The following is a 20,656-nucleotide window of genomic DNA, read 5'->3' on the forward strand; positions in this document are numbered from 1 at the left end:
ATGGCCCTTTTTTTGGTATAATTTTTTATAATGAAAACGATTGGTAATCGCTATGTTGTGGTTGATTTAGAGGCAACTAGCACAGGTAGTAAGGCTAAAATTATCCAAGTGGGAATTGTGGTGATTGAGGATGGGAAAATCGTCGATGAGTATACGACGGATGTCAATCCACACGAACCTCTAGATGCTCATATTAAAGAATTGACAGGGCTAACTGACCAACGTCTGGCGCAAGCACCTGATTTTTCTCAAGTTGCCAGAAAAGTCTTTGACTTGGTGGAGGATGGGATTTTTGTAGCCCATAATGTTCAGTTTGATGCTAATCTCTTGGCGGAAAATTTATTTTTTGAAGGCTATGAACTAAGAAGTCCTCGTGTTGACACGGTCGAATTGGCTCAGGTCTTTTTCCCTGAACTGGAAAAATATAGTTTACCGATTTTGTGTCGAGAATTAGGAATTCCTCTTAAGCACGCTCACACAGCCCTTTCCGATGCCCAAGCTACAGCAGAATTACTCTTATTTCTACGGAAAAAGATGGCCCAGCTTCCGAAAGGTCTCTTGGAACGCTTGCTGGAGATGGCTGACGCTCTCTTATACGAGTCCTACCTGGTTATTGAAGAAATTTATCGCAGTCAATCTATCCTGAGTTTTCCAGACTTGGTCGAAGTTCAAGGACTATATTTCAAGAAAACTACAGCTCCCCTGAAGCCACGAAAACTATCTCGAGATTTTTCTAAAAATATTTCTCTGTTGAACCTTGAAGTGAGGGAACGACAAGAAAGTTTTGCTAAAGAGGTTGGCTTGCTATTGAAAGATGAGCCTGTCTCTCTGATTCAAGCGCCGACAGGGATTGGAAAAACCTATGGCTATCTCTTACCCGCCTTATCTCAAGTGACAGAGCGTCAAATTGTTCTTAGTGTTCCTACAAAGATTCTTCAAAATCAAATCATGGAAGAAGAAGGTAGACGTCTTAAGGAAGTGTTCCATACAGATATTTATAGTTTAAAGGGGCCTCAAAATTATCTGAAGTTGGATGCCTTTTATCGTTCCTTGCAGGAAAATGATGAAAATCGCTTATTTAGACGCTTTAAAATGCAACTCTTGGTCTGGCTGACAGAGACAGAAACGGGAGATTTGGATGAAATTGGGCAACTCTACCGTTACCAACATTTTCTAATAGACCTTCGTCATGATGGGAATTTATCATCCAAGAGCTTATTTGTGACGGAAGATTTCTGGAAACGTAGCCAAGAAAGGGCACAAACCTGCAAGCTTTTAGTGACCAATCATGCCTATCTTGTAACCAGACTTGAAGATAATCCTGAATTTGTCATTGACCGTTTATTGATTATTGATGAAGTTCAAAAAGTTTTGTTGGTCCTAGAAAATCTGCTTCAAGAGACCTACGATATCCAGTCTATTATTGATTTAGTTGATAAGGCTTTACTGGAGGAGCAAAATAAGGTTCAACAACGAATACTAGAAAGTCTTCGCTTTGAGTGCCTCTACTTGATAGAACAATTTCAGTCTGGAAAATCTAGGAAACATATCTTAGAGTCTCTGGCCAATCTTCACCAGTATTTTTCAGAATTAAAAGTAGAAGGCTTTGAGGAGCTAGTTCGCTATTTTACAACTGAAGGTGATTACTGGCTTGAAGCAACTGAAACGAGTCAGAAGAAAATTCAGATTTCTTCTACGAAATCAGGACGCATTCTTCTATCCTCTTTACTTCCTGAGAGCTGTCAAGTCTTGGGAGTATCGGCTACTCTTGAGATTAGTCAGAGAGTTTCTTTGGCCGACCTGTTAGGCTATCCTGAAGCCAAATTTGTCAAGATTGAAGCTGGTAAAAAACAGAATCAAGAAGTGGTCTTGGTAAAAGATTTCCCTCTGGTAACAGAAACTTCCTTAGAAGTCTATGCCAAAGAGGTAGCTGATTTGCTGATGGATGTTCAAGCTTTCCAGCAACCGATTTTGGTTCTCTTTACTGCTAAAGACATGCTTCTAGCAGTATCGGATTTGCTTCCAGTTAGCCATCTGGCCCAGTATAAAAATGGCGATGTTCATCAACTGAAGAAACGCTTTGAAAAAGGTGAACAACAAATCCTGCTTGGTGCAGCAAGTTTCTGGGAAGGAGTCGATTTTTCAAGTCATCCTTTTGTGGTTCAAGTTGTACCAAGACTTCCTTTCCAAAATCCCCAAGAACCCTTGACGAAAAAGATCAATCAGGAACTAATTCAAGAAGGGAAAAATGCCTTTTATGATTATCAATTGCCAATGGCTATTATTCGTTTAAAACAGGCTTTGGGAAGAAGTATGAGACGCGAACATCAACGTTCCTTAACCCTCATTCTGGATAGGAGAATCGTCGGAAAACGATACGGCAAGCAAATAGTGACTTCTCTAGCAAAAGAAGCGACTGTTAAAACCGTCTCTCAATACGAAGTTAATGAGGCTATTGATAAATTTTTAAATGAACTTTGATAAATAGTATTGTATGAAAGTATAAGGTTAGTGTATATGAAACGTTCTCTCGACTCTAGAGTCGATTATAGTTTGCTATTGCCAGTATTTTTTCTACTGGTTATTGGCGTGGTGGCTATCTATATAGCTGTTAGTCATGATTATCCAAACAATATTCTGCCCATTTTAGGGCAACAGGTCGCTTGGATTGCCTTGGGGCTTGTGATTGGTTTTGTGGTCATGCTCTTTAATACAGAATTTCTTTGGAAAGTGACCCCCTTTCTGTATATTTTAGGCTTGGGACTTATGGTCTTGCCGATTGTCTTTTATAATCCAAGCCTAGTTGCATCAACAGGTGCCAAAAACTGGGTATCGGTAAATGGTGTTACCTTGTTCCAGCCGTCAGAATTTATGAAGATATCCTATATCCTCATGTTGGCTCGTGTGATTGTCCAGTTTACAAAAAAACATAAGGAATGGAGGCGTACAGTTCCGCTGGACTTCTTGTTGATTTTTTGGATGATTCTCTTTACCATTCCAGTCCTAGTTCTTTTGGCACTTCAAAGTGACTTGGGGACGGCTTTGGTTTTTGTGGCTATTTTCTCAGGAATCGTCTTACTATCAGGAGTTTCTTGGAAAATTATTATTCCAGTATTTGTGACTGCTGTAATAGGAGTTGCTGGATTCTTAGCCGTTTTTATCAGTAAGGGTGGTCGGGCTTTTCTCCATCAATTGGGGATGCCGACCTACCAAATCAACCGTATTTTGGCTTGGCTCAATCCGTTTGACTTTGCCCAAACAACCACTTACCAGCAGGCTCAAGGGCAGATTGCGATTGGGAGCGGTGGCTTATTTGGTCAGGGGTTTAATGCTTCTAATCTGCTTATTCCAGTTCGAGAGTCGGATATGATTTTCACGGTCATTGCAGAAGATTTTGGCTTTATTGGCTCTGTCTTTGTTATTGCCCTTTATCTCATGCTGATTTACCGTATGTTGAAGATTACACTTAAATCAAATAACCAATTCTACACCTATATTTCCACTGGCTTGATTATGATGTTGCTCTTCCACATCTTTGAGAATGTCGGCGCTGTGACGGGCTTGCTTCCTTTGACTGGGATTCCCTTGCCTTTTATTTCGCAAGGAGGATCGGCTATTATCAGTAACTTGATTGGTGTTGGCTTGCTTTTATCGATGAGTTACCAGACTAATCTAGCTGAAGAAAAGAGTGGAAAAGTCCCATTCAAGCGGAAAAAGGTTGTATTAAAACGAATCAAATAAGGAGAAAATCATGGTTAAAGTAGCCGTTATGTTAGCTCAGGGCTTTGAAGAAATTGAAGCTTTGACAGTTGTAGATGTCTTGCGTCGGGCAAATATCACTTGTGATATGGTAGGATTTGAGGAGCAAGTGACGGGTTCGCATGCAATCCAAGTAAGAGCAGATCGTGTCTTTGATGGAGATTTATCAGACTATGATATGATTGTCCTTCCTGGAGGGATGCCTGGATCTGCACATTTGCGCGATAATCAGACCTTGATTCAAGAGTTGCAAAACTTCGAGCAAGAAGGGAAGAAACTGGCAGCCATTTGTGCGGCACCAGTTGCTCTCAATAAAGCAGGGCTATTGAAAAACAAGGAATACACTTGTTATGACGGTGTTCAAGAGCAAATCCTTGATGGTCACTACGTCAAGGAAACAGTAGTGGTAGATGGGCAATTGACAACCAGTCGAGGTCCCTCAACAGCCCTTGCCTTTGCCTACGAGTTGGTAGAGCAATTAGGAGGAGACGCAGAGAGTTTACGAACAGGAATGCTCTATCGAGATGTCTTTGGTAACAATCAGTAAAACGGGAGTCAAACTCTCGTTTTTTTACTTGGAAAAATCTAGGAAATCATCGCTTTTTTAAGGAAAAAATGGTATAATGAAAGCTATGAAATATCACGATTACATCTGGGATTTAGGTGGAACTTTACTAGATAATTATGAAACTTCAACAGCTGCATTTGTTGAAACATTAGCGCTGTATGGTATCACACAAGATCATGACAGTGTCTATCAAGCTTTAAAGGTTTCTACTGATTTTGCGATTGAGACATTCGCTCCTAATTTAGAGAATTTTTTAGAAAAGTACAAGGAAAATGAAGCCAGAGAGCTAGAACATCCGATTTTGTTTGATGGAGTTTCTGACTTATTGGACGACATTTCAAATCAAGGTGGGCGTCATTTCTTGGTTTCTCACAGAAATGATCAGGTCTTAGAAATTTTAGAAAAAACCTCTATAGCAACCTACTTTACAGAAGTGGTGACTTCTAGCTCAGGTTTTAAGAGAAAACCAGATCCTGAGTCCATGATTTATTTAAGAGAAAAGTATCAGATTAGCTCTGGCTTAGTCATTGGTGATCGACCGATTGATATTGAAGCCGGGCAAGCTGCTGGACTAGCTACCCATTTGTTTACCAGTATCGTGAATTTAAGACAAGTATTAGACATGTAAGAAAAGGAATAAGATGACAGAAGAAATCAAAAATCTGCAGGCACAGGATTATGATGCCAGTCAAATTCAAGTTTTAGAGGGCTTAGAGGCTGTTCGTATGCGTCCAGGGATGTATATCGGATCAACCTCAAAAGAAGGTCTTCATCATCTAGTTTGGGAAATTGTTGATAACTCAATTGATGAGGCCTTGGCAGGATTTGCCAACCATATTCAAGTTTTTATTGAGCCAGATAATTCGATCACTGTTGTCGATGATGGACGTGGTATCCCAGTCGATATTCAGGAAAAAACAGGTCGACCTGCCGTAGAAACTGTCTTTACTGTCCTTCATGCCGGAGGAAAGTTTGGCGGTGGCGGCTACAAGGTTTCAGGTGGTCTTCACGGAGTAGGGTCATCAGTAGTTAATGCCCTTTCCACTCAATTAGATGTTCATGTCCACAAAAACGGCAAGATTCATTATCAAGAGTACCGCCGTGGTCATGTTGTCGCAGACCTTGAGGTGGTTGGAGATACGGATAAAACGGGAACAACAGTTCACTTCACACCAGACCCAGAAATCTTCACTGAAACAACAACCTTTGATTTTGATAAATTAAATAAGCGTATTCAAGAATTGGCCTTTCTAAATCGTGGTCTTCGAATCTCTATCACAGATAAGCGTGAAGGTTTGGAACAAACCAAGCATTACCATTATGAAGGTGGGATTGCTAGTTACGTTGAGTATATCAATGAGAACAAGGATGTTATCTTTGATACACCAATCTACACAGACGGTGAGATGGATGATATCACAGTTGAAGTAGCTATGCAGTACACAACAGGTTATCATGAAAATGTCATGAGTTTCGCCAACAATATTCATACCCATGAAGGTGGAACGCATGAACAAGGTTTCCGTACAGCCTTGACACGTGTCATCAACGATTATGCTCGTAAGAATAAGTTACTGAAAGATAATGAAGACAACTTAACAGGTGAAGATGTCCGCGAAGGATTAACTGCAGTTATCTCGGTTAAACACCCAAATCCACAATTTGAAGGACAAACCAAGACCAAACTGGGAAACAGCGAAGTAGTCAAGATTACCAATCGCCTCTTCAGTGATGCCTTCTCTGATTTCCTTATGGAAAATCCACAGATTGCCAAACGTATCGTAGAAAAAGGGATTCTGGCTGCTAAGGCTCGTGTGGCTGCCAAGCGTGCGCGTGAAGTCACTCGTAAAAAATCTGGTTTGGAAATTTCCAACCTTCCAGGGAAACTAGCAGACTGTTCTTCTAACAATCCTGCGGAAACAGAACTCTTCATCGTTGAAGGAGATTCAGCTGGTGGATCAGCTAAATCTGGTCGTAACCGTGAATTTCAAGCAATCCTTCCAATTCGTGGTAAGATTTTGAACGTTGAAAAAGCAAGTATGGATAAGATTCTTGCTAACGAAGAAATTCGTAGTCTTTTCACAGCTATGGGAACAGGATTTGGTGCAGAATTTGATGTTTCGAAAGCCCGTTACCAAAAACTCGTTTTGATGACCGATGCCGATGTCGATGGTGCCCACATTCGCACCCTTCTTTTAACCTTGATTTATCGTTATATGAAACCAATCCTAGAAGCTGGTTATGTTTATATTGCCCAACCACCAATCTATGGTGTCAAGGTTGGAAGTGAGATTAAAGAATATATCCAGCCAGGTGCAGATCAAGAAATCAAACTCCAAGAAGCTTTAGCCCGTTATAGTGAAGGTCGTACTAAACCGACCATTCAGCGTTATAAGGGGCTAGGTGAAATGGATGACCATCAGTTATGGGAAACAACCATGGATCCCGAGCATCGCTTGATGGCCAGAGTTTCTGTGGATGATGCTGCAGAAGCAGATAAAATCTTTGATATGTTGATGGGGGATCGAGTAGAGCCTCGTCGTGAATTTATCGAAGAAAATGCCGTCTATAGTACACTGGATGTCTAAAAATCGGGAGAAGTAGTTCCCTTGGTCTAAAAAATATGATATAATCATTACGATTGTTTCAAGTAAAAAAGGAGTTTAATATGTCTGCTAGACTAGTAATTTATCTTGCAATTGCAGTTGCTGTTTTCTTCGTGATTGCTTATGCTATTGCAATCTACGTACGAAAACGCAATGAAAGTAAATTAGCAATTTTAGAAGAGAAAAAAGAAGAGTTGTACAATCTTCCAGTTAATGATGAAGTTGAAGCAGTAAAAAACATGCACTTGATTGGACAAAGTCAAGTGACTTTCCGCGAATGGAATCAAAAATGGGTTGACCTATCTCTTAACTCTTTTGCCGATATCGAAAATAATCTTTTCGAGGCAGAAGGCTATAACAACTCATTCCGTTTTTTCAAGGCCAGTCATCAAATTGATCAAATCGAGAGCCAAATTACCTTGATTGAAGAAGATATTGCAGCAATTCGCAATGCCTTGGCAGATTTGGAGAAACAAGAGTCTAAAAATAGTGGACGTGTTCTCCATACCTTGGACTTGTTTGAAGAGTTGCAACACCGAGTTGCTGATCATTCTGAAGAATATGGACAAGGTTTGTCTGAAATCGAAAAACAATTGGAAAATATCCAATCAGAGTTTTCTCAGTTTGTAACTTTAAATTCGTCTGGTGATCCAGTAGAAGCTGCTGTGATTCTGGATAATGCTGAAAATCATATCTTGGCTTTGACACATATTGTTGATCGTATACCAGCAGTTGTAACAACATTATCTAAAGAGCTACCTGATCAGCTAGAAGATTTGGAGGATGGTTACCGTAAGCTTTTAGATGCTAACTATCATTTTGCTGAAACGGATATTGAAGCTCGTTTCCAATTGCTTCATGAAGCTCTTAAGAAAAATCATGAGAATATTGCGCAATTAGAATTGGATAATGCTGAGTACGAAAATACTCAAATCCAAGAAGAGATTAATGCACTTTATGATATTTTTACACGAGAAATTGCTGCTCAGAAAGTTGTAGAAGCTTTAGTAGCAACACTTCCTACTTATCTTCAACACATGAAGGAAAATAATGCTTTATTGATAGAAGATATTGAGCGTTTGAGTAAAAGTTATTTACTTTCTGAATCGGATGCAAGTCATGTTCATAGATTGCAAACTGAATTAGACTCTTTGGAAGAATCTGTAATAGAATTAACTTCAGAACAAGAGGAACATTCTGAGCCATATTCATTACTTGAAGAACGTTTGGAAAACTTACAAGCGACTTTGAAAGAAATTGAGGATGAGCAAGTTGAACTTAGTCAACGTCTTGCTCAGATTGAAAAAGATGATATCAATGCTCGCCAAAAGGCAAATGTTTATGTCAATCGTCTCCATACAATTAAGAGATATATGGAGAAACGCAATCTTCCAGGTATTCCACAAACTTTCTTGAAGTTATTCTTTACGGCAAGCAATAATACGGAAGATTTAATGGCTGAATTAGAACAAAAATTGGTCAATATAGAGTCAGTTAACCGTGTTCTGGAAATTGCAACGAATGATATGGAAGCTTTAGAAACGGAAACTTATAATATTGTACAGTATGCAACCTTAACAGAGCAACTCTTGCAATATTCTAACCGCTATCGCTCATTTGATGAACGCATCCAAGAAGTATTTAACGAAGCTTTAGATATTTTTGAGAAAGAATTTGATTATCATGCTTCGTTTGACAAGATTTCTCAAGCATTGGAAGTGGCAGAACCTGGTGTAACCAACCGCTTTGTTACCTCATATGAGAAAACACGTGAAACAATTCGTTTCTAAATAATAAAAAAAGATTTGGTTTTGTGAGAAGCAGAACCAAGTCTTTTTTATTATTATTATGTGACTATTAGTCCGTCTCGCTCCGTTAGGTGCGAGACAAAAAAACCACCCGCTATGCGGGTGCGCGTCGAAGGTTATACCAAAAAAACTCCGAACGCGATACAATAAAGGTGTTCAAGCCAATTGTAAAGCGAAAGGAGAAAAATATGGCACAAAAGGCTCATAGTTTATCGCACACAAAGTGGCACTGTAAGTATCACATTGTGTTCACCCCTAAGTATAGACGAAAAGTCATCTATAATCAATATCGAAGTAGTTTAGGCGAAATATTTCATCGCTTGTGTAGTTATAAAGGAGTTGAAATTATCGAGGGTCACTTAATGCCAGACCATGTACATATGTTAGTAAGTATTCCACCAAGGATAAGTGTTTCGAGTTTCATGAGTTATTAAAAGGAAAAAGTGCACTCATGATGTTTGACAAACACGCCAATCTCAAGTATAAGTTTGGGAATCGGCATTTCTGGGTGGAAGGTTATTATGTGAGTACGGTGGGACTCAATGAAGACACAATTAAGAAATATATTCAAGATGAGAGAAATTATCCAGTGGATGATTTCTTCACGAGTATGAAAATTTGAAAACGAGTAAAGCATGATATAGCATTAGATAAATTGAGTGTAAAAGAATATGAGGATCCCTTTAGGGATAGTGGTAAGTAATACTAAAGCCTCTTTGAGAGGCAAGTGACGAGTCAAGAGCAATAAGGCTTGAACAACGTGAAAGCCAGCGTCTTTAGGCGCTGGCTGGTAATTTGGGCTTATAGCCATGGGACAAACCACCCGTTTGACGGGTGGTCGTGATTTGTCTATAAAATCTTGTATGATAAAATCTCAAGATAAAAAATTGGAGACGATTTAAAAAGCAAGTCAGAACCTATGTTTGGTCTATAAGGTTCAATAGCTTTCTAATCTCTCCAAAATTTTATTTGGTTGGAATCGAAATCCCAATTAATTTTTCTGAGTAGAGTGTCTTGATATTGGCTTCATCAATAGAGTCCTTATCAATTTTACGTTTCAAGAAAAATTCTTGGATGGCTTCGATTTCAGTTTCTCGAATAGCACGGTGTTTATTTGAGATGAGGATTTCATAGTGAAGCGGAGCTTGGGTAAAAATAACATCTGTATTTCCAGCAGAATAGACCTCAACAAGAGTTGCATCTGTACTCTCTAGCTGGCTTTTTACAAGTTGCGAGTGTGAGTTTGTCGTATTGATAAGCTTCATAATATTTCCTCCGATTTTCTAATTCTATTATAGCACTTTTTGAATAAAGTCGCTTGATTTAGTCAATCTTATGCTGTTTTTTCCAAGATTCAATGGCCCATTTATGACTACCACGTTTGAGATTTTCAATAGCCTCATCAATAGGGAACCAGGCAATATGATTAAAGTCTTCTAGTGGTTTTTGAACTTCCTTGAAAGAAGTCGCTTCATAGAGGTAGGCAGGATTGTAGTAGTAGGTATCACGGTGACGAGAGTAGAAATATTCGTCAGCTTGTCCGTAATAGGTACCAATTTCAGCTGTGAAGCCAAGCTCTTCAATCAATTCACGCTTTAGGGCTTCTTGATGATTTTCACCTGCTTCAATTTCACCACCTGGTAGGAACCAAGCGCCATTTGGTGCTTGAACAAGAACAATTTGTTTTTTCTCAGCATCAGGGATAACTGCATATACTCCATAACGAGCAACATAGTCTGTATTCGCTTCTTTTTCTCCGAAAGTTGGGTTTGCCATTGCATTTTCCTCATTATCTAGTATCGTTATTATTATCATAATGGACAAAGGGCAAGCTGTCAAGAAATTACAGTTATTTTAGTCAAAAAGAAGCAGAAAAATTTCATTTTCTACTCCTTTTCTATAGGATTTATTTTTCTTTTTCAGAAGTTTTTACTTCAGCTTTTTTGGCAGATTTAATCTGAATGTTTCCCTTACTAGTCATAACTGCCTTGAGGTCTTTTTCGCTTGGATTTTCAAGGTAGTAGTCAGTGATTGCGTCTTCAATATAGTCTTGAATAGTACGACGAAGTGGGCGTGCTCCCATTTTTGGATCATAACCGAGGTCAACTAATTTTTCCTTGACCTTTTCAGTTACATCTAAATGAATATTGTTGCTAGAAAGGCGCTTGTTAACATCTGCCAGCATGAGTTCGACGATTTGGAGCAGGTTGTCCTTGCTGAGAGCCTTAAATTCGATAATACCATCAAAACGATTCATAAACTCTGGACTAAAGAAGTTACCGAGTTCACCGAGAACAGAATTGGTACGTCCTTCTCTAGCAGCACCAAATCCAACGCTGGCTTCGGCTTTTCCAGTCCCAGCATTTGAAGTCATGATGATGATAGCGTCCTTGAAGCTAACGGTACGTCCTTGCCCATCTGTCAAACGACCATCGTCCAAGACCTGGAGGAACATGTGCATGACATCTGGATGGGCTTTCTCTACTTCATCCAAGAGAATAAGAGAATATGGGTTGCGGCGGACTTTTTCGGTTAATTGACCAGCCTCATCGTAGCCAACATAACCTGGAGGGGCACCGACCAACTTAGCCACACTGTGTTTTTCCATGTATTCACTCATATCGAAGCGAATCATGCTGTCAGCAGAACCAAAGAGTTCGATAGCTAGTTGTTTGGAAAGTTCTGTCTTACCGACACCAGTTGGCCCGACGAAGAGGAAACTTCCAATTGGACGGTTAGGCGTACCGAGACCGACACGATTACGGCGAATAGCTTTGGCAATCTTATCAACAGCATCATCTTGTCCAATAACATGAGACTTGAGGTCTTCAGCTAGATGGATGAGTTGAGATTGTTCTTTCTCTTTTAAATCACCAACAGGGATATTTGTTTTCTGCTCGATAATATGCTCAATGGTTTTTTCACTGATGATAGGAGTATCCTGGTCTGTGACCTTTTTCTTTTGCATTTCCTTATACTTGGCAATCTGGTCGCGGAAATAGGCTGCCTTCTCAAAATCTTCCTCTCGTGTAGCTTGAGACTTGAGATTTTCGGCTTCAATCAGACGTTGGTCAATGACTTTAGGATCCACAAAATTCAAGGTCAAATTCATCTTAGAACCAGCTTCATCTAGGAGGTCAATGGCCTTGTCAGGTAAGAAGCGATCTTGGATGTAGCGATTGGAAAGAGTTGCAGCTGCTTCAATCGCAGCATCGGTATATTGAACGTGGTGGTAGTCTTCGTATTTTTTTTGAATCCCTTTGAGGATAGTGATTGTTTCCTCCACCGTTGGTTCATCGACTTTAACAGGCTGCATACGGCGTTCTAGGGCAGCATCCTTTTCAATGATACGGTATTCATTGAGGGTAGTAGCACCGACCAGTTGCAGTTCGCCACGAGCAAGGGCGGGCTTGAGGATATTTCCTGCATCCATATTACCATCGCCAGCAGAACCAGCACCGACAATTTCATGGATTTCATCGATAAAGAGGATGATGTCCTCACGCTTGCGAATTTCTTCCATGAGTTTTTGCATGCGTTCTTCAAATTGTCCACGGATCCCCGTTCCTTGAACCAAGCTAACTACATCTAGACGGATGACTTGTTTACCTTGGAGTTTATGTGGAACATCACCATCGACGATTTTTTGAGCTAGACCTTCGACAACGGCAGTTTTTCCGACACCTGGTTCGCCAATAAGAACAGGATTATTCTTGGTTCTGCGATTGAGAATCTCGATGACACGAATAATCTCATCATCGCGCCCAATAACGGGGTCGATATCGCCACGACGGGCAATCTCAGTTACATTGATACCAAATTCTTCCAGCAGACCTTTTTCTTGGCTTGGTGGCGGAGTTTGGGCAGGTCCACGATTTTGAGAACCATAACCGCCGTTACCACCGTAACCTCCACCTGATTGGGTTGGGGGAGTAGGAGGAGTGTTGTTAGAAGGTCTAAAATTGTTTAAGTCATTGAAGAAATCACCAAAGGGATCAAAGTCGCGATTATTCAAATCTGTCATACCTTTAAAGAGGCTATTGTTAGGATCTGTTTTGATAATCTTATAGCAGTTTTGACAGAGGTCAATTTGTTTTTGCTTTCCATTGAGATTAGTATAAAGATGAATTGTTGAGTCGTTGATTTTACAGTTTTGACAAAGCATACATCTACCTCATTTCTTTCTTTAGCCTGACCTGTATAAAGGTCAAAAATAGTCAAATTTCTATACTCTCATTATAACAGGATTGGGGTGTAAAGCAAGTAAAAAGATTGAAGCTTTGAGAAGTTGTTACAATGGAAATATTTGTGGATTTGGACTATAAAAAAAATCCTATTTGTGAGACAAAAAGGATTTTGGTTAGACATGCAGGGTGTAATCCCAGCTTGTTTTGTATTAGTAAAGGAGTTCGTAAATCTCCATTGCAATCAAGTCAATGCTGTCAAAAGTATAAGTTTCGCGAGCTTCTACATCACGAAGGGTAAAGATTGAGCCGTTTTCTTCGTCGTGGCTGTATGCAACTTCTGCAACAACAACTCCTTCGCGTTCAAAATTACGTTTTAAATTTCCGCCGTCTTTAGCCATTGCTTCAAGGCGGTTGATGATTCTAACCAAATGTGATTCCATTTTGATTCTCCTTCATTTCTTATCGTTACTATTTTACCATAAAGGAGGCCAACTTGCCTAGAAAAAACTAAGATTTCTCGCTAATTCTACCAGCTTAAAGATTTTTTGAATAAATTAGATAAAATATTTGAATTTTAATTCAATGCATGTTATAATCATACAGTATTCTATTTTAGAAAGCAGTGTGACTATGAATTTTTCTTTTTTACCTAAGTATTTACCTTATTTTAACTATGGGGCTGTCGTGACGGTTCTCATTTCTATCTGTGTTGTCTTTTTGGGGACTATTTTGGGTGTTGTCTTGGCTTTTGGGCAACGTTCAAAGTTTAAACCGCTTATTTGGCTTGCCAACTTGTACGTTTGGATTTTCCGTGGGACGCCAATGATGGTTCAGATTATGATCGCCTTTGCTCTAATGCATATCAATGCTCCGACTATTCAGGTTGGAATTTTAGGTGTTGATCTTTCTCGTCTGATTCCAGGGATTTTGATTATCTCTATGAACAGTGGTGCCTATGTTTCTGAGACTGTTCGTGCTGGGATTAATGCGGTCCCTAAGGGGCAGTTAGAGGCGGCCTATTCTTTAGGGATTCGTCCTAAAAATGCTATGCGCTATGTGATTTTGCCACAAGCAATCAAAAATATCTTGCCAGCCTTGGGGAACGAATTTATCACTATTATCAAGGATAGTTCCCTCTTATCAGCTATCGGTGTCATGGAGTTGTGGAATGGGGCTACAACAGTTTCTACAACAACCTATCTACCTTTAACACCACTTTTATTTGCTGCATTTTACTACTTGATTATGACCTCTATTTTGACAGTGGCCTTGAAAGCTTTTGAAAAACGTATGGGACAAGGAGATAAGAAATAATGACAGAAACCTTGATAAAAATTGAAAATTTACATAAATCCTTTGGAAAGAATGAAGTATTGAAGGGCATCAACCTCGAGATTAAAAGAGGAGAAGTTGTCGTTATCATCGGTCCTTCAGGGAGCGGGAAATCTACCTTGCTTCGCTCTATGAATTTGTTGGAAGAAGCGACCAAGGGGAAGGTTATCTTTGAGGGAGTCGATATTACAGACAAGAAGAATGACCTCTTTGCCATGCATGAGAAGATGGGCATGGTTTTCCAACAATTCAATCTCTTTCCTAATATGACTGTGATGGAAAATATCACCTTGTCTCCTATCAAGACCAAAGGTGAAAGTAAGGAAGTTGCTGAGAAGAGAGCTCAGGAACTTTTGGAAAAAGTTGGTTTACCAGATAAGGCAACTGCTTATCCACAGAGTTTGTCAGGTGGACAGCAACAACGGATTGCTATTGCGCGTGGTTTGGCAATGGAACCAGATGTTTTACTCTTTGACGAGCCGACTTCAGCCCTGGACCCTGAAATGGTAGGTGAGGTGCTGGCTGTTATGCAAGACCTAGCCAAGTCAGGAATGACTATGGTTATCGTAACGCATGAAATGGGATTTGCCCGTGAGGTGGCAGATCGTGTTATCTTTATGGCAGACGGTGTGGTTGTTGAAGATGGGACACCTGAGCAGATTTTTGAACAAACCCAAGAACAACGGACTAAGGATTTCTTGAGTAAGGTTTTATAATCTATTTTAAAATTTCAAGACAAGATTAGTGAAAAGCTCAACCAGAGCTTTTTCTTATAGTTTGAAACTATAGGATTGCCTAGGAAAGAAGTGTTAGAGGGTACTAGCAGTTTTTGGTATAATGGAAGATATTTGAAAGAAAAGAGAATTGATATGACACAGATTATTGATGGGAAGGCTCTAGCAGCTAAGTTACAAGGGCAGTTGGCTGAAAAGACTGCAAGATTAAAGGAAGAAACAGCTCTAGTACCTGGTTTGGTGGTGATTTTGGTTGGAGACAATCCTGCCAGCCAAGTCTATGTTCGCAATAAGGAGAGGTCAGCACTTGCGGCAGGATTTCGTAGTGAAGTTGTGCGAGTTCCAGATACCATTACCCAAGCGGAATTGTTAGACTTGGTTGCCAAATATAATCAAGATCCAGCTTGGCATGGGATTTTGGTTCAGTTACCTTTACCCAAACATATCGACGAAGAGGCGGTTTTGTTGGCCATTGACCCAGAAAAGGATGTGGATGGTTTCCATCCCCTAAACATGGGACGTCTTTGGTCTGGTCACCCAGTCATGATTCCTTCTACACCTGCAGGAATTATGGAAATGTTTCATGCATATGGGATTGACTTGGAAGGTAAAAATGCGGTCGTCATCGGTCGTTCCAATATCGTTGGAAAACCTATGGCCCAGCTTCTTTTGGCAAAGAATGCTACAGTGACTTTGACCCACTCACGGACTCATAATCTTGCCAAGGTGGCTGCTAAAGCAGATATTCTTGTAGTAGCAATCGGCCGTGCCAAATTTGTGACTCCTGACTTTGTCAAACCAGGTGCGGTTGTCATTGATGTTGGGATGAATCGCGATGAAAATGGCAAGCTCTGTGGGGATGTGGATTATGAGGCTGTTGCACCACTTGCTAGCCATATCACTCCAGTCCCTGGAGGTGTCGGTCCTATGACCATTACCATGCTGATGGAGCAAACTTATCAGGCAGCCCTTCGGACATTGGATAGAAAATTTTCAAAGTAAGATTACAAAAGGAGGTTTACGCCTCCTTTTTGTTGTATAATAAATGCGAGAGGAAAAAACGATGAAAGTGATTGATCAAGCCTTACTAGAAAAAGTCATTATTGAACGTTCTTGTACAAGTCATAAAGGAGACTACGGTCGTCTGCTGTTGCTGGGTGGAACTTATCCTTATGGTGGTGCTATTATCATGGCTGCTTTAGCAGCTGTAAAAAGCGGTGCAGGATTGGTGACCGTTGGAACGGACAGGGCAAATATTCCAGCTCTGCACAGCCATTTACCTGAGGCTATGGCCTTTGCTCTTCAAGACCAGCAATTGTTAAAAGAGCAGTTGGAGAAGGCAGAGGTTGTTTTGCTGGGGCCTGGTTTACGAGACGATACTTTTGGAGAAAATCTAGTCAAACAGGTTTTTGCTAGCTTAAGACAAAATCAGATTTTGATTGTAGACGGAGGAGCCTTGACCATCCTTGCTAGAACAAGTTTGTCGTTGCCATCTAACCAGCTTATCATAACTCCTCACCAAAAAGAATGGGAAAAGCTGTCTGGTATTGCTATTGAAAAGCAAAACGAAGGTACAACATTTAGTGCCCTAACTTCCTTCCCTCAAGGAACAATTTTGGTAGAGAAGGGTGCAGCTACTCGTATTTGGCAAGTTGGTCAATCTGATTTTTACCAGTTACAGGTTGGCGGTCCCTATCAGGCGACTGGTGGTATGGGAGATACACTGGCTGGAATGATTGCAGGATTTGCAGGCCAATTTCAACAGGCCAGTCTCTACGAACGTGTGGCAGTAGTAACCCATCTTCATTCAGCCATAGCCCAAGAACTAGCTCAAGAACATTATGTGGTCTTGCCGACGGAAATCAGTAGTCATCTTCCCAAAATAATGAAAAAAATATCTCAAAAAGGCACCTGATAGTTCAGGCGCCTTTATATCTTTTAGAAAAATCCTTTAATCTTTCCAACGAGGCCATCTAGACTTTCAGAACCAGAAATCAACTGCTGAGCTTGAGAGAAGTATTCTCCAAGTTGGTCTTGATTTTCTGCAACAAATGTTTTTGCAGCTTCGAAATCTTTTGTTTCGATTAATTCTTTTACTTGGTTAAACAAATCTAATGGGTTCATCTTATTTCTCCTTTTCTGTACTTAACTATTTAATCATCTTTATGATAAAAAATCAACTGTTGTTGCTTTTGGCTAGGACCTGTTTTTATCTACAAGTTCTCATAACTAAGATTCTAACTACCAAAACAAGGTGGACATAAAAATAAAAATGTTCGGTTTTTTCTAGTGTATCCATGAAATAAAAACGGATACATGTTATAATAGAAATAGCTCTTTAATGGAGGTGTTTGAGTGGAAAATCTGAAGAAAATGGCAGGTATCAAGGCTGCTGAATTTGTCAATGATGGGATGGTTGTCGGACTGGGAACGGGTTCTACTGCCTACTATTTTGTCGAAGAAATTGGTCGTCGTATAAAGGAAGAAGGATTGCAGATTACAGCTGTAACAACTTCTAGTGTGACTAGTAAACAGGCTGAAGGGCTTAATATCCCACTCAAGTCTATTGACCAAGTAGACTTTGTTGATGTGACGGTTGATGGGGCGGATGAAGTGGATAGCCAGTTTAATGGAATCAAAGGCGGCGGTGGTGCCCTTCTCATGGAGAAGGTTGTAGCAACGCCCTCCAAAGAATACATTTGGGTGGTGGATGAAAGCAAGCTGGTAGACAAACTAGGTGCTTTTAAACTGCCAGTAGAAGTAGTTCAGTATGGCGCAGAACAGGTTTTTCGTCGTTTTGAGCGAGCTGGCTACAAACCAAGTTTCCGTGAAAAAGACGGTCAACGTTTTGTGACCGATATGCAGAATTTTATCATTGACCTTGCCTTGGATGTCATTGAAGATCCAATTGCTTTCGGACAAGAATTGGACCATGTCGTTGGTGTTGTAGAACACGGATTATTCAACCAAATGGTAGATAAGGTCATCGTTGCTGGACGAGACGGAGTTCAGATTTTAACTTCAACAAAAGCAAAATAATAAGGAGATACACTATGTCAAAATTTAATCGTATTCACTTGGTGGTACTAGATTCTGTAGGAATCGGTGCTGCACCAGATGCTAATAACTTTGTCAATGCAGGGGTTCCAGATGGAGCCTCTGACACACTGGGACACATTTCAAAAACAGTTGGTTTGAATGTGCCAAACATGGCTAAAATCGGCCTAGGAAATATTCCTCGTGAAACTCCCCTTAAGACTGTTCCAGCTGAAAGCAATCCAACAGGTTATGCAACAAAATTGGAGGAAGTATCTCTTGGTAAGGATACTATGACTGGACACTGGGAAATCATGGGACTTAACATTACGGAGCCTTTCGATACTTTCTGGAACGGATTCCCAGAAGAAATCTTGACAAAAATCGAAGAATTCTCAGGACGAAAGATCATTCGTGAAGCCAACAAACCTTACTCGGGAACAGCTGTTATTGATGACTTTGGACCACGTCAGATGGAAACTGGAGAGTTGATTATCTATACTTCAGCTGACCCTGTTTTGCAAATTGCTGCCCACGAAGATATTATTCCTTTGGACGAATTGTACCGTATCTGTGAATACGCTCGTTCGATTACGCTTGAGCGTCCAGCCCTTCTAGGACGTATCATTGCTCGTCCTTATGTAGGTGAACCAGGTAACTTTACTCGTACTTCAAACCGTCGTGACTTGGCGGTATCTCCATTTGCACCAACTGTTTTGGATAAATTGAACGAGGCTGGTATCGATACTTACGCAGTTGGTAAGATTAATGATATCTTCAACGGTGCTGGTATCAACCATGACATGGGCCACAACAAGTCAAATAGTCATGGAATTGATACACTATTGAAGACTATGGGCCTTGCTGAGTTTGAAAAAGGCTTCTCATTCACAAACTTGGTTGACTTTGATGCCCTTTATGGTCATCGTCGCAACGCTCACGGCTACCGTGATTGCTTGCATGAGTTCGATGAACGCTTACCTGAAATTATCGCATCCATGAGAGAGAATGACCTTCTCTTGATTACTGCGGATCACGGGAACGACCCAACTTACGCAGGAACAGACCACACTCGTGAATATATTCCACTTTTGGCCTACAGCCCTGCCTTTAAAGGCAATGGTGTCATTCCAGTAGGACATTTTGCAGATATTTCAGCGACTGTTGCCGATAACTTTGGTGTGGAAACTGCCATGATTGGGGAAAGTTTCTTAGATAAATTGGTATAAGATGACGCACTATGCTTTGCTGGTGAGAGGCATCAATGTTGGGGGTAAGAATAAGGTCGTTATGGCGGAGCTTCGTCAAGAATTGACAGAGTTGGGACTGGAAAAGGTTGAAAGCTACATCAACAGTGGCAATATTTTCTTTACTTCGACAGATGCCAAAGCCCGATTGGTCGAAATGTTAGAGGCTTTCTTTGAAGTCCATTATCCATTTATTCAGAGCTTTTCTTTACTGAGTCTAGAGGACTTTGAAGCGGAACTTGAAAATCTGCCTGAATGGTGGACCAAAGATTTGGCACGAAAGGATGTACTCTTTTACACGGAGAGCTTGGATGTGGATCAAGTCATCGAGAAAGTGAACAGTTTGGAACTGGAAGATGAAGTCGTTCATTTTGGAAGACTTGCGATTTTCTGGGGGAAATTCTCTGAAGAATCCTACTATGCAACTGCCTATCATAAGTACTTGCTCAAGATGCCCTTTTATCGCAACATCACTATTCGCAATGCTAAAACTTTTGACAAAATCGGTCAAATGCTAAAAAATAATAAAGGAGACACACAATGACATTTTTAGATAAGATCAAGGAAACAGCTGCTTTCCTGAAAGACAAGGGAATCCAAGCGCCTGAGTTCGGTCTAATCCTTGGATCAGGACTTGGAGAACTGGCCGAAGAAATTGAAAAACCAGTTGTAGTAGACTATGCTGAGATTCCAAACTGGGGCCGCTCTACAGTAGTCGGTCACGCTGGTAAATTGGTATATGGTGACCTTGCAGGTCGCAAGGTATTGGCTCTTCAAGGTCGCTTCCATTTCTACGAAGGCAATCCTCTAGAAGTCGTGACTTTCCCAGTACGTGTCATGAAAGTTCTTGGATGTGAAGGTGTCATTGTAACCAATGCAGCTGGTGGTATTGGATTTGGTCCTGGTACCTTGATGGCTATTTCAGACCATATCAATATGACGGGGCAAAATCCATTGATGGGTGAAAACTTGGATGATTTTGGTCCTCGTTTTCCAGATATGTCTAGGGTATACACACCAGAATACCGTGCTACTGCCCATGAAGTGGCCAAGAAACTTGGTATCAAGCTTGATGAAGGTGTCTATATTGGTGTAACAGGTCCGACTTATGAAACCCCAGCAGAGATTCGTGCCTATAAGACACTTGGAGCAGATGCAGTTGGTATGTCCACAGTTCCTGAAGTTATTGTTGCAGCCCACTCTGGCTTAAAAGTTCTTGGAATTTCATGTATTACTAACTTTGCAGCTGGATTCCAAGAAGAACTCAACCACGAAGAAGTTGTAGAAGTGACTGAGCGTGTTAAAGGTGACTTCAAAGGCTTGCTTAAAGCTATTCTTGCTGCACTATGAGAAAGAAAAATAAGTGTGAAAACATCTAT

20 protein-coding genes and 1 pseudogene are annotated in these 20,656 nt (G+C 40.5%); 15 read left to right on the forward strand and 6 right to left on the reverse strand.

What is annotated here, in order from left to right:
• Positions 1–30: 30 nt before the first annotated feature.
• From GEZ84_RS03295 to tnpA, 7 genes and pseudogenes are all read left to right on the forward strand, one after another.
• The gene (locus GEZ84_RS03295; RefSeq protein WP_153223474.1) at positions 31–2,481 is read left to right on the forward strand and encodes a bifunctional DnaQ family exonuclease/ATP-dependent helicase; all 2,451 of its coding nucleotides are present in this window, start codon (positions 31–33) and stop codon (positions 2,479–2,481) included.
• Positions 2,482–2,517: 36 nt separating this feature from the next.
• Complete coding sequence (locus GEZ84_RS03300) at positions 2,518–3,741, forward strand: FtsW/RodA/SpoVE family cell cycle protein (protein WP_153223475.1); 1,224 nt, start codon at positions 2,518–2,520, stop codon at positions 3,739–3,741.
• A gap of 10 nt (positions 3,742–3,751) precedes the next feature.
• Positions 3,752–4,306, forward strand: a complete 555-nt coding sequence (locus GEZ84_RS03305; protein WP_153223476.1) for a DJ-1 family glyoxalase III — start codon at positions 3,752–3,754, stop codon at positions 4,304–4,306.
• A gap of 85 nt (positions 4,307–4,391) precedes the next feature.
• Positions 4,392–4,955 (forward strand): HAD family hydrolase, encoded by a 564-nt coding sequence (locus tag GEZ84_RS03310; RefSeq protein WP_025169837.1) that lies wholly within the window; start codon positions 4,392–4,394, stop codon positions 4,953–4,955.
• A gap of 13 nt (positions 4,956–4,968) precedes the next feature.
• Positions 4,969–6,915, forward strand: a complete 1,947-nt coding sequence (gene gyrB, locus GEZ84_RS03315; RefSeq protein WP_153223477.1) for a DNA topoisomerase (ATP-hydrolyzing) subunit B — start codon at positions 4,969–4,971, stop codon at positions 6,913–6,915.
• 80 nt (positions 6,916–6,995) lie between these two features.
• Positions 6,996–8,723 (forward strand): septation ring formation regulator EzrA, encoded by a 1,728-nt coding sequence (gene ezrA, locus GEZ84_RS03320; protein ID WP_153223478.1) that lies wholly within the window; start codon positions 6,996–6,998, stop codon positions 8,721–8,723.
• A gap of 206 nt (positions 8,724–8,929) precedes the next feature.
• Positions 8,930–9,363: pseudogene (tnpA, locus tag GEZ84_RS11015) on the forward strand (IS200/IS605 family transposase).
• A gap of 24 nt (positions 9,364–9,387) precedes the next feature.
• On the opposite strand, the gene GEZ84_RS03330 reads toward tnpA, so the two are convergent.
• The 5 genes from GEZ84_RS03330 to GEZ84_RS03350 all read right to left on the reverse strand — a co-directional run bounded on the left by GEZ84_RS03330 (position 9,388) and on the right by GEZ84_RS03350 (position 13,368).
• Positions 9,388–9,552: a hypothetical protein gene (locus tag GEZ84_RS03330; protein WP_153223479.1), complete on the reverse strand. Its 165-nt coding sequence runs from the start codon at positions 9,550–9,552 to the stop codon at positions 9,388–9,390.
• A gap of 154 nt (positions 9,553–9,706) precedes the next feature.
• On the reverse strand, positions 9,707–10,006 hold the full coding sequence (locus GEZ84_RS03335; protein ID WP_000767198.1) for a DUF1827 family protein: 300 nt from the start codon (positions 10,004–10,006) through the stop codon (positions 9,707–9,709).
• 58 nt (positions 10,007–10,064) lie between these two features.
• A complete protein-coding gene (locus GEZ84_RS03340) occupies positions 10,065–10,517 on the reverse strand; it encodes an NUDIX hydrolase (RefSeq protein ID WP_153223480.1) in 453 nt (150 codons plus the stop codon).
• Between the two features lie 130 nt (positions 10,518–10,647).
• Positions 10,648–12,906, reverse strand: coding sequence for an ATP-dependent Clp protease ATP-binding subunit (locus GEZ84_RS03345; protein WP_084929997.1), 2,259 nt, complete (start codon positions 12,904–12,906; stop codon positions 10,648–10,650).
• A 231-nt stretch (positions 12,907–13,137) separates the two neighbouring features.
• Positions 13,138–13,368, reverse strand: a complete 231-nt coding sequence (locus GEZ84_RS03350) for a DUF1797 family protein (RefSeq protein WP_000443570.1) — start codon at positions 13,366–13,368, stop codon at positions 13,138–13,140.
• 190 nt (positions 13,369–13,558) lie between these two features.
• Between GEZ84_RS03350 and GEZ84_RS03355 the strand changes: the two genes are divergently transcribed.
• From GEZ84_RS03355 to GEZ84_RS03370, 4 genes are all read left to right on the forward strand, one after another.
• Entirely contained in the window at positions 13,559–14,242 is a 684-nt protein-coding gene (locus GEZ84_RS03355; protein ID WP_153223481.1) for an amino acid ABC transporter permease, read from the forward strand.
• Positions 14,242–14,976: an amino acid ABC transporter ATP-binding protein gene (locus GEZ84_RS03360; RefSeq protein WP_153223482.1), complete on the forward strand. Its 735-nt coding sequence runs from the start codon at positions 14,242–14,244 to the stop codon at positions 14,974–14,976. The genes GEZ84_RS03355 and GEZ84_RS03360 overlap by 1 nt, the downstream gene beginning before the upstream one ends.
• A gap of 153 nt (positions 14,977–15,129) precedes the next feature.
• Positions 15,130–15,996, forward strand: coding sequence for a bifunctional methylenetetrahydrofolate dehydrogenase/methenyltetrahydrofolate cyclohydrolase (locus GEZ84_RS03365; RefSeq protein WP_194252015.1), 867 nt, complete (start codon positions 15,130–15,132; stop codon positions 15,994–15,996).
• 61 nt (positions 15,997–16,057) lie between these two features.
• Positions 16,058–16,909 carry an NAD(P)H-hydrate dehydratase gene (locus GEZ84_RS03370; RefSeq protein ID WP_153223484.1) on the forward strand — a complete coding sequence of 284 codons (852 nt, stop codon included), beginning with the start codon at positions 16,058–16,060 and terminating at the stop codon, positions 16,907–16,909.
• Between the two features lie 23 nt (positions 16,910–16,932).
• Here the strand turns inward: GEZ84_RS03370 and GEZ84_RS03375 are convergent, their stop codons facing one another.
• Entirely contained in the window at positions 16,933–17,118 is a 186-nt protein-coding gene (locus GEZ84_RS03375; RefSeq protein WP_153223485.1) for a hypothetical protein, read from the reverse strand.
• Positions 17,119–17,349: 231 nt separating this feature from the next.
• Between GEZ84_RS03375 and rpiA the strand changes: the two genes are divergently transcribed.
• The 4 genes from rpiA to GEZ84_RS03395 are packed head-to-tail and all read left to right on the forward strand — an operon-like array spanning position 17,350 to position 20,627.
• Complete coding sequence (gene rpiA, locus GEZ84_RS03380; protein ID WP_319946411.1) at positions 17,350–18,033, forward strand: ribose-5-phosphate isomerase RpiA; 684 nt, start codon at positions 17,350–17,352, stop codon at positions 18,031–18,033.
• Between the two features lie 14 nt (positions 18,034–18,047).
• Entirely contained in the window at positions 18,048–19,259 is a 1,212-nt protein-coding gene (locus tag GEZ84_RS03385) for a phosphopentomutase (protein ID WP_153223486.1), read from the forward strand.
• Position 19,260: 1 nt separating this feature from the next.
• Positions 19,261–19,821, forward strand: coding sequence for a DUF1697 domain-containing protein (locus GEZ84_RS03390; RefSeq protein WP_153223487.1), 561 nt, complete (start codon positions 19,261–19,263; stop codon positions 19,819–19,821).
• Positions 19,818–20,627, forward strand: a complete 810-nt coding sequence (locus GEZ84_RS03395; protein WP_153223488.1) for a purine-nucleoside phosphorylase — start codon at positions 19,818–19,820, stop codon at positions 20,625–20,627. The genes GEZ84_RS03390 and GEZ84_RS03395 overlap by 4 nt, the downstream gene beginning before the upstream one ends.
• The last annotated feature ends 29 nt before the right edge of the window (positions 20,628–20,656 follow it).

It is taken from the genome of Streptococcus mitis (assembly GCF_009496155.1).
Taxonomy (GTDB): Bacteria; Bacillota; Bacilli; order Lactobacillales; family Streptococcaceae; genus Streptococcus; species Streptococcus mitis_BQ.

What these genes read in the sequence shown, in the direction of transcription:
- GEZ84_RS03360 (WP_153223482.1), top strand. Translation starts at nt 14,242, where the DNA reads ATGACAGAAACCTTGATAAAAATTGAAAATTTACATAAATCCTTTGGA.
- GEZ84_RS03350 (WP_000443570.1), bottom strand. Translation starts at nt 13,368, where the DNA reads ATGGAATCACATTTGGTTAGAATCATCAACCGCCTTGAAGCAATGGCT.
- GEZ84_RS03390 (WP_153223487.1), top strand. Translation starts at nt 19,261, where the DNA reads ATGACGCACTATGCTTTGCTGGTGAGAGGCATCAATGTTGGGGGTAAG.
- GEZ84_RS03375 (WP_153223485.1), bottom strand. Translation starts at nt 17,118, where the DNA reads ATGAACCCATTAGATTTGTTTAACCAAGTAAAAGAATTAATCGAAACA.
- GEZ84_RS03365 (WP_194252015.1), top strand. Translation starts at nt 15,130, where the DNA reads ATGACACAGATTATTGATGGGAAGGCTCTAGCAGCTAAGTTACAAGGG.
- GEZ84_RS03370 (WP_153223484.1), top strand. Translation starts at nt 16,058, where the DNA reads ATGAAAGTGATTGATCAAGCCTTACTAGAAAAAGTCATTATTGAACGT.
- GEZ84_RS03335 (WP_000767198.1), bottom strand. Translation starts at nt 10,006, where the DNA reads ATGAAGCTTATCAATACGACAAACTCACACTCGCAACTTGTAAAAAGC.
- GEZ84_RS03330 (WP_153223479.1), bottom strand. Translation starts at nt 9,552, where the DNA reads ATGGCTATAAGCCCAAATTACCAGCCAGCGCCTAAAGACGCTGGCTTT.
- GEZ84_RS03310 (WP_025169837.1), top strand. Translation starts at nt 4,392, where the DNA reads ATGAAATATCACGATTACATCTGGGATTTAGGTGGAACTTTACTAGAT.
- GEZ84_RS03355 (WP_153223481.1), top strand. Translation starts at nt 13,559, where the DNA reads ATGAATTTTTCTTTTTTACCTAAGTATTTACCTTATTTTAACTATGGG.
- GEZ84_RS03395 (WP_153223488.1), top strand. Translation starts at nt 19,818, where the DNA reads ATGACATTTTTAGATAAGATCAAGGAAACAGCTGCTTTCCTGAAAGAC.
- GEZ84_RS03305 (WP_153223476.1), top strand. Translation starts at nt 3,752, where the DNA reads ATGGTTAAAGTAGCCGTTATGTTAGCTCAGGGCTTTGAAGAAATTGAA.
- GEZ84_RS03340 (WP_153223480.1), bottom strand. Translation starts at nt 10,517, where the DNA reads ATGGCAAACCCAACTTTCGGAGAAAAAGAAGCGAATACAGACTATGTT.
- GEZ84_RS03300 (WP_153223475.1), top strand. Translation starts at nt 2,518, where the DNA reads ATGAAACGTTCTCTCGACTCTAGAGTCGATTATAGTTTGCTATTGCCA.
- ezrA (WP_153223478.1), top strand. Translation starts at nt 6,996, where the DNA reads ATGTCTGCTAGACTAGTAATTTATCTTGCAATTGCAGTTGCTGTTTTC.
- GEZ84_RS03345 (WP_084929997.1), bottom strand. Translation starts at nt 12,906, where the DNA reads ATGCTTTGTCAAAACTGTAAAATCAACGACTCAACAATTCATCTTTAT.
- GEZ84_RS03385 (WP_153223486.1), top strand. Translation starts at nt 18,048, where the DNA reads ATGTCAAAATTTAATCGTATTCACTTGGTGGTACTAGATTCTGTAGGA.
- gyrB (WP_153223477.1), top strand. Translation starts at nt 4,969, where the DNA reads ATGACAGAAGAAATCAAAAATCTGCAGGCACAGGATTATGATGCCAGT.
- GEZ84_RS03295 (WP_153223474.1), top strand. Translation starts at nt 31, where the DNA reads ATGAAAACGATTGGTAATCGCTATGTTGTGGTTGATTTAGAGGCAACT.